The organism is Pseudogemmobacter humi (genome assembly GCF_900609055.1).
Taxonomy (GTDB): Bacteria; Pseudomonadota; Alphaproteobacteria; order Rhodobacterales; family Rhodobacteraceae; genus Pseudogemmobacter; species Pseudogemmobacter humi.
The window spans coordinates 23,075-29,743 of record NZ_UXAW01000054.1 but is presented as its reverse complement, the minus strand read 5'-3'; the positions used below and the strand labels follow the sequence as shown (position 1 = coordinate 29,743).

The following is a 6,669-nucleotide window of genomic DNA, read 5'->3' as shown; positions in this document are numbered from 1 at the left end:
TGTTGCCGTCCTGAACGGTTTCACCGCGCTCGACACGCCCATTACAGAGGTCGTGGGATAAGTCTGTCCGGGGATAGGGGAACCCCAACCGTCAGCCCACATTTGTGCAACAGAGCCATACGGAACATACTGCTGCCGCCCGCCATCGCCGGGCCGGTCAGAGGCTGAGCCCCGCCAGTTTCATCATCAGCCGGAACACCAGCGCAACGAGGCCGAGCGCCGCCACGCTGAGCGCCCAGATCAGCGCGAACCAGCCGAGCCGCTTCCACAGCGGGCGGGGCGCGCGCGGGGCGGCGCCCATCCGCACCCGCCGCATCAGTGGTAGCCCTCGCCCGCCCGCACCTTGCCGCGGAAGACGTAATAGGACCAGGCGGTATAGGCCAGGATCACCGGAATGATCAGCACCGCGCCCACCAGAGCGAAGCTCAGGCTCTCGGGCGGCGCGGCGGCCTCGGCGATGCTGATATCGGGCGGCACGATCAGCGGCCAGAGGCTGATCCCAAGGCCGGAATAGCCCAGAAACAGCAAGAACAGCGCCAGCAGGAACGGCCGCACCCCGGGCTCGGGCCGCGCCAGCGCGCGCAGCATCAGAAGCGCGCTCACGCCGACGAGGATCGGCACCGGCGAGAAGAAGATCAGGTTCGGCAGGCTGAACCAGCGCTCCGCCACCGCCGGATGGGCGAGGGGCGTCCACAGGCTGACCCCCGCGATCACCGCCAGCAGGATCAGCAGCACCGGCCGCGCCAGCGCCACCATCCGGTCGTGCAGCGCGCCCTCGGTCCTGACGATCAGCCAGGTCGCGCCCAGAAGCGCATAACCCGCCATCAGCCCCAGCCCGGTAAAGACGCTGAACGGCGTCAGCCAGTCCATCGGCCCGCCGAGAAAGCGCGGGCCGTCGGTCTGAAACCCGTTGAGGAACGCGCCCAGCGAGGCGCCCTGGAAGAAGGTCGCCGTGGCCGAGCCGAAGAGGAACGCCTTGTCCCAGAACGGCTTGTGGCTCTCATCGGCCTTGAAGCGGAACTCGAAGGCCACGCCGCGCCAGATCAGGCCCAGAAGCATCAGAACCAGCGGGATGTAAAGCGCCGACAGCACCACCGCATAGGCCAGCGGAAAGGCCGCCATCAGCCCGGCGCCGCCAAGGACCAGCCAGGTCTCGTTGCCGTCCCACACCGGCGCGACGGTGTTGACCATCACGTCGCGGTCCTCGCGCGCGGGCACGAAGGGGAACAGGATGCCGATCCCCAGATCGAACCCGTCCATGATCACATACATCATCAGCCCGAAGGCGATGATCGCGGCCCAGACGGTGGCGAGGTCCATGGCTCAGCCCTCTCTGACATCGGGCGCGGCCGAGAGCGGCCGGGCCGGGCGCGGCGCAGAGGCGCCGGCATCGGTGGCGGGGTCGTCCTCGCCCGCCTCAGGGCCTTTGGCGACCAGTTTCAGCATATAGCGGGTGCCGATACCGAAGACGAAGATATAGGCGACGACGAAGATCGCCAGCGTCACGCTCATCGTCAGCGCGGAATGCTCCGAGACCGCATCCGCGGTGCGCATCACACCGTAGACCACCCAGGGCTGGCGGCCGATCTCGGCGGTATACCAGCCCGCGAGGATGGCGATCAGCCCGCTCGGCCCCATCGCGCAGGCGAAGCGCAGGAACCAGCGGCCCCGATACAGCCGCCCGCGCCAGCGCCGCCAGGCCGCCCAGAACCCAAGGCCCACCATCAGCAGCCCCAGCCCCACCATGACGCGGAAGGCCCAGAACACCACCGCGACCGGCGGGCGGTCCTCGGGGGCGAATTCTTTCAGCCCGGGATAGTGGCCATCAAGGCTGTGGGTCAGGATCAGGCTCGACAGATTGGGAAGGGCGATCTGCCAGCGGGTGACTTCGGCCGCCTCGTCGGGCCAGCCGAACAGGATCAGCGCCACACCCTCGCCCGGGGTGTTTTCCCAATGCCCTTCCATCGCGGCGATCTTGGCGGGCTGGTGCTCCAGCGTGTTCAGCCCGTGCCGGTCGCCGATCAGCACCTGCAAGGGCGCGACCGCCAGCACCATCCACATCGCCATCGACAGCATCACCCGCACCCGGGGATTGTCGTTCCCCTTCAGGAGATGCCAGGCCCCCGCCGCGCCGACGAACAAAGCGGTGGAAAGGAAGGCCGCCGTCACCATATGGGTCAGCCGGTAGGGGAAGGACGGGTTGAAGATCACCGCCAGCCAGTCCACCGGCACCACCACGCCGTTCACGATCTCATGCCCCTGCGGGGTCTGCATCCAGCTGTTCGAGGCCAGGATCCAGGTCGCCGAGATCAGTGTTCCCGCCGCCACCATCGCGGTGGCGAAGAAATGCAGCCCCGGCCCGACCCGGTTCCAGCCGAACAGCATCACGCCGAGGAAACCGGCCTCCAGAAAGAACGCGGTCAGCACCTCATAGGCCAGCAAAGGGCCGGTGATCGAGCCGGCGAAGGCCGAGAAATAGCTCCAGTTGGTGCCGAACTGATAGGCCATGACCAGGCCCGAAACCACGCCCATGGCGAAATTCACCGCGAAGATCTTCGACCAGAAATGGTAAAGATCGCGGTGGACCGGGTTCTTGCGCCACAGCCACAGCCCCTCCAGCACCGCCAGATAGCTGGCCAGCCCGATGGTGATCGCCGGAAAGACGATGTGGAACGAGATGGTGAAACCGAACTGTATCCGGGCCAGATCGAGGGCGGTGAGACCGAACATCCGGCTTCTCCTGACGAAGAACGGGGGCGTTCAGCCTAACACGGAACCCGCCGGACCGGCGCTGCGGCACGGTCGCCGCCAGGCGAAAAGCCGCTCGCGCGGCGCGGGGCCGGGACAGGGGCGCTCAGGGCCGGGCGGGCAGCCTCTGCCGCAAGGGCGAGGGCGCTGGCTCCGGCGGCATCCCGCGCACCCGGAAACCGCCGCGCGAGGCATCAGCGGCGCCCCCCGCCGGTTTCGACGCGCCTTTCCTCCGGCCGATGTCCGGCCAGCAGTCGCCGGTCGTGCCGGAACCCGAAAGGACAAAGCTGCGCATACCGGCCCGCTGCGCCCGCAACCGGCGATGAGCCTCAGGAACGGTCGGGCAGCAACACCGCCCGGGAATGCAGGGCGTTCCGGCCCCGCGTCAAAGCGAAAAGGGCGGCGGGCAGACACCCGCCGCCGGGATCGCACTGCGTGGGAGCATGTCGCGGCGATCTTTCCCTGTGAGGCGCCTCAGCCCGCGCCTTCGCGCACCGCCCTGAGCAGCGCCGGAAACTCCGGCGCGTTCATGATCGCCTGGCAGCGGGTGAAACGGTCCATCGCGTAATCCCAGTAACTGGCGAAGTGATAGGCCGGGCGCGGGTTTTTGTTCGCCTCTTGCAGGCAGCCCCACAGCGTCCAGAGCAGGAACGCCAGCGCCTTGTAGCAAACCACCCTGCCGTAATCGGCATCCGTGGGCTCGCGCCCCAGATAGACGCGCAGGAAATGCCGGTCCTGGTCCTCGCTGAAGCCGGTCTCAACCGAGAGGTCGGCGATATCCCAATAGGGATCGTTGTTCCCGGCGAATTCCCAGTCGAGGATATAGGCCCGCTCGCCGGTATAGACCAGGTTCTCGGGCGCCGGGTCGTTGTGGCAGGGCACTTTGGGCTGCGCGCTGGCGCGCAAAGCCTCGCGGATCGCCTCGGCCCGGGCCTGCACAGCCTCATAACCCTCGGGCAGGCGCGCGGCCCGGGCGTTCAGCACGTCGAGGTAATCCTGCGCGACCTGTTTCTCGTCGAAATCGTTCTTCAGCCTGCGCCCGCAACCGTGCAGCTTGCGAAAGGCCAGCGCCGCCTGTTCCACCGCCTTCGGCGCGGCGAAGATCGCGGGGCTCATCGGCTCGGCCCCGTCGATGAAGCGGGTGATCTGGGCGCCGGTGGCCGGATCATACCAGATCAGGGGCGCGTTGACGCCGATCTCCGAGGTCAGCCGCCCGGCCTCTTCATCGGCCTGGCGGTCGATATATTCCTCGGTCCCGGCGCCGGGAATGCGCACGACGTAGCGCTTGCCGCCCGCGCTGACCAGATAATTGCGGTTGGTCATCCCTGCGAGCGGCTCGATCCCGAGGCTGGCGGGGTCGAGCGGCGCGTCAAAAATCTTCGTCGCCGCGATCTGGCGGGCACGGGCCTGGCGTTCCTGCTCTTCGGGGTCGAAGATGGGGTCCTGGTGGGTCATCGGTGAAACTCCTTCCCTGTTGCGGGCCCTTTGCGGGCCTCGTGTCGGTGGTCAGCCGCGCATCCGCAGGCCCTCGGGGTCGTAGAGCGGCCCTTCGGCCCGCTGCGCGCGGATGGATTTGCCGTAAACCTCGATCTCGTAATCCTGATGCCCGGCCTCGGCGGCGGGGACATAGCCGAAGACGATGCTCTTCCCGATCGTATGGCCGAAGTCGCCCGAGGTGGTGACGCCCAGCACCTTGCCGCCCCTCAGGATGCATTCTCCGCCGTAAACCGGCACCTTTTCCTCCAGCACGAAAGTGCAGAGGCGGCGGTCCGGCCCGCCTTCCGCCCTGATGCGTTCCAGCGCCGCGCGGCCGATGAAATCGCCCTTCTTCCAGGCGATCAGCCGGTCGAGCCCGGCATGCAGCGGCGTGTAATCGGGCGAGACATCGCCCGACCAGATGATGAAGCCCTTCTCCATCCGCAGGCTGTTGAGGCTGCGATAGCCGATGTCGCGGATGCCGTGTTTCGCCCCCGCCTCGCACAGCACGCGCCAGGCATGGGCGGCGTATTCGGTGGGGATGTGCAGCTCGTAGCCCAGTTCCCCGGTGAACGAGACCCGCATCGCCCTGACCGGCGCCGCGCCGAGGGTCAGCGCGCGCATCTGCCCGTGCCGGAAGCCCGGGCCGACATCTTCCTCGCAGACTTCGGCCAGCACCTCGCGCGAGAGCGGCCCGCAGAGGTTGATCACCGCCCAGCCCGAAGTCACGTCGATGGTATGCACGGTTTCCGGCAGATGCTGACGGATCCAGCCGAAATCATGGCCGCCGAAAGCGGTGCCGGTGACGATGTAGAAATGCTCGGGTCCAAGGCGGCAGAGCGTCAGATCGGCCTCGATCCCGCCGCGCTCGTTCAGCATCTGGGTGTAGATCACGCTGCCCGCGGGCCGGTCGACATTCGCGACCGACAGGCGTTGCAGCGCGGCAAGCGTGCCCGGCCCCATCACCTCCATCTTCGCGAAGGAGGAAAGGTCGATCATCGCCACGCCCTCGCGCACCGCGCGGTGCTCGGCCCCCACATGCTCGTGCCAGTTCGGCCAGTCGAACGAGGGTTTGTCGACCGGCTCGACGCCCGGCGGCGCGAACCAGTTCGGCCGCTCCCACCCGGCGCGAGAGCCGAAGACCGCGCCCTTCTCTTTCAGCAGCGGATAAAGCGGCGAGGTGCGGATCCGCCGCACCGACTCCAGCTCCTCGACCGGCCATTTCATCTTGTAATGGTGGGCGTAGATCTCGACCGCGCGGTCATACATGAAGTGCCGCGTGTTGTGGTGGAACGAGAAGCGCCGCACGTCGAGCGGCCAGAGGTGGTTTGCGGGCCGCCCCTCCAGAATCCATTCCGCCATCACCGAACCGGCCCCGCCCGCCGCCGCGATGCCGTAGACGAAACCCGCCGAGACGAAGACGTTCTCCAGCTCCGGCACCTTGCCCATGACGAAATCGCCATCGGCCGAGATCGGGATCGCACCGTTGATCATCTGCCGCACCCCGACCTGGCCGACGATGGGGGTGCGGTGCGCGGCATTGACCGCCAGTTGCTCGAACCGCTCGAAATTGTCGGGCAGCAGCCGCATGTCCCAGCCGCGCGGGATGCCGTTCCGCGCGAAGGCCGGCGTATCGGGCTCATAGCCGCCGACCACGATGCCGCGGGTCTCGGGCTTCCAGTAAAGCAGCAGATCCGGGTCGCGCACCGTGGGCATGCCCTTCGGCAGATCGGGGATCGGGTCGGTGATCAGATACTGGTGCTCGACCGCGAAGGCGGGGATACGGCTGCCCATCAGCCTGCCGATCTCATGCCCCCACATGCCGCCGCAGTTCACCACCGTCTCGCACAGGATCTCGCCCTGGTCGGTCTGCACCGAAGTCACCCGGCGGTTCTCGATCCCGAAGCCCGTGACCTCGCAGCCCTGGACGAATTTCACCCCCCGCGCGCGGGCGCCCGCGGCGAGCGCCTGGCACAGGCTCGCCGGATCGACATAGCCGTCCGAGGCGATGAAGGTCGCGCCCTCCACCCCATCCAGCGACATGATCGGGAACAGATCCTGGGCCTCTTTCGGGGTCAGGATCTCCATCTCCATCCCGAAGGACCGCGCGGTGGTGGCCGAGCGGCGGAACTCCTTCATCCGGTCTTTCGACGAGGCGATGCGCAGGCTGCCCACCTGTTTGAAGTCGATGGCCTGGCCGGTCTCGGCCTCCAGCGTGGCGTAAAGCGCGACCGAGCGGCGCAGCATCCGGGTGACGTTCTGCGAGTTCCTGAGCTGCCCCACCACCCCGGCGGCATGCCAGGTGGCGCCATGGGTCAGCTGGAACTGCTCCAGCACGATCACATCGGTGACGCCCGCCTTCGCCAGGTGATAAGCGATCGAGCAGCCGATGATCCCGCCGCCGACGATCACGATCCGGGCTGATTGAGGAAGCATAGCGAATGT

5 protein-coding genes are annotated in these 6,669 nt (G+C 67.5%); all 5 read right to left on the bottom strand.

Annotated features, from left to right (window positions below; translation table 11 throughout):
• Nucleotides 1–157 precede the first annotated feature (157 nt).
• Nucleotides 158–301 carry a DUF2474 domain-containing protein gene (locus XINFAN_RS08495; protein WP_124086070.1) on the bottom strand — a complete coding sequence of 48 codons (144 nt, stop codon included), beginning with the start codon at nucleotides 299–301 and terminating at the stop codon, nucleotides 158–160.
• Nucleotides 302–315: 14 nt separating this feature from the next.
• Complete coding sequence (gene cydB, locus XINFAN_RS08490) at nucleotides 316–1,320, bottom strand: cytochrome d ubiquinol oxidase subunit II (protein ID WP_124086069.1); 1,005 nt, start codon at nucleotides 1,318–1,320, stop codon at nucleotides 316–318.
• A gap of 3 nt (nucleotides 1,321–1,323) precedes the next feature.
• Complete coding sequence (locus tag XINFAN_RS08485; RefSeq protein WP_124086068.1) at nucleotides 1,324–2,730, bottom strand: cytochrome ubiquinol oxidase subunit I; 1,407 nt, start codon at nucleotides 2,728–2,730, stop codon at nucleotides 1,324–1,326.
• Nucleotides 2,731–3,222: 492 nt separating this feature from the next.
• Nucleotides 3,223–4,203 (bottom strand): choline kinase family protein, encoded by a 981-nt coding sequence (locus XINFAN_RS08480; protein WP_124086067.1) that lies wholly within the window; start codon nucleotides 4,201–4,203, stop codon nucleotides 3,223–3,225.
• A gap of 51 nt (nucleotides 4,204–4,254) precedes the next feature.
• Nucleotides 4,255–6,660, bottom strand: coding sequence for a GcvT family protein (locus tag XINFAN_RS08475; protein ID WP_124086066.1), 2,406 nt, complete (start codon nucleotides 6,658–6,660; stop codon nucleotides 4,255–4,257).
• Nucleotides 6,661–6,669 lie beyond the last annotated feature (9 nt).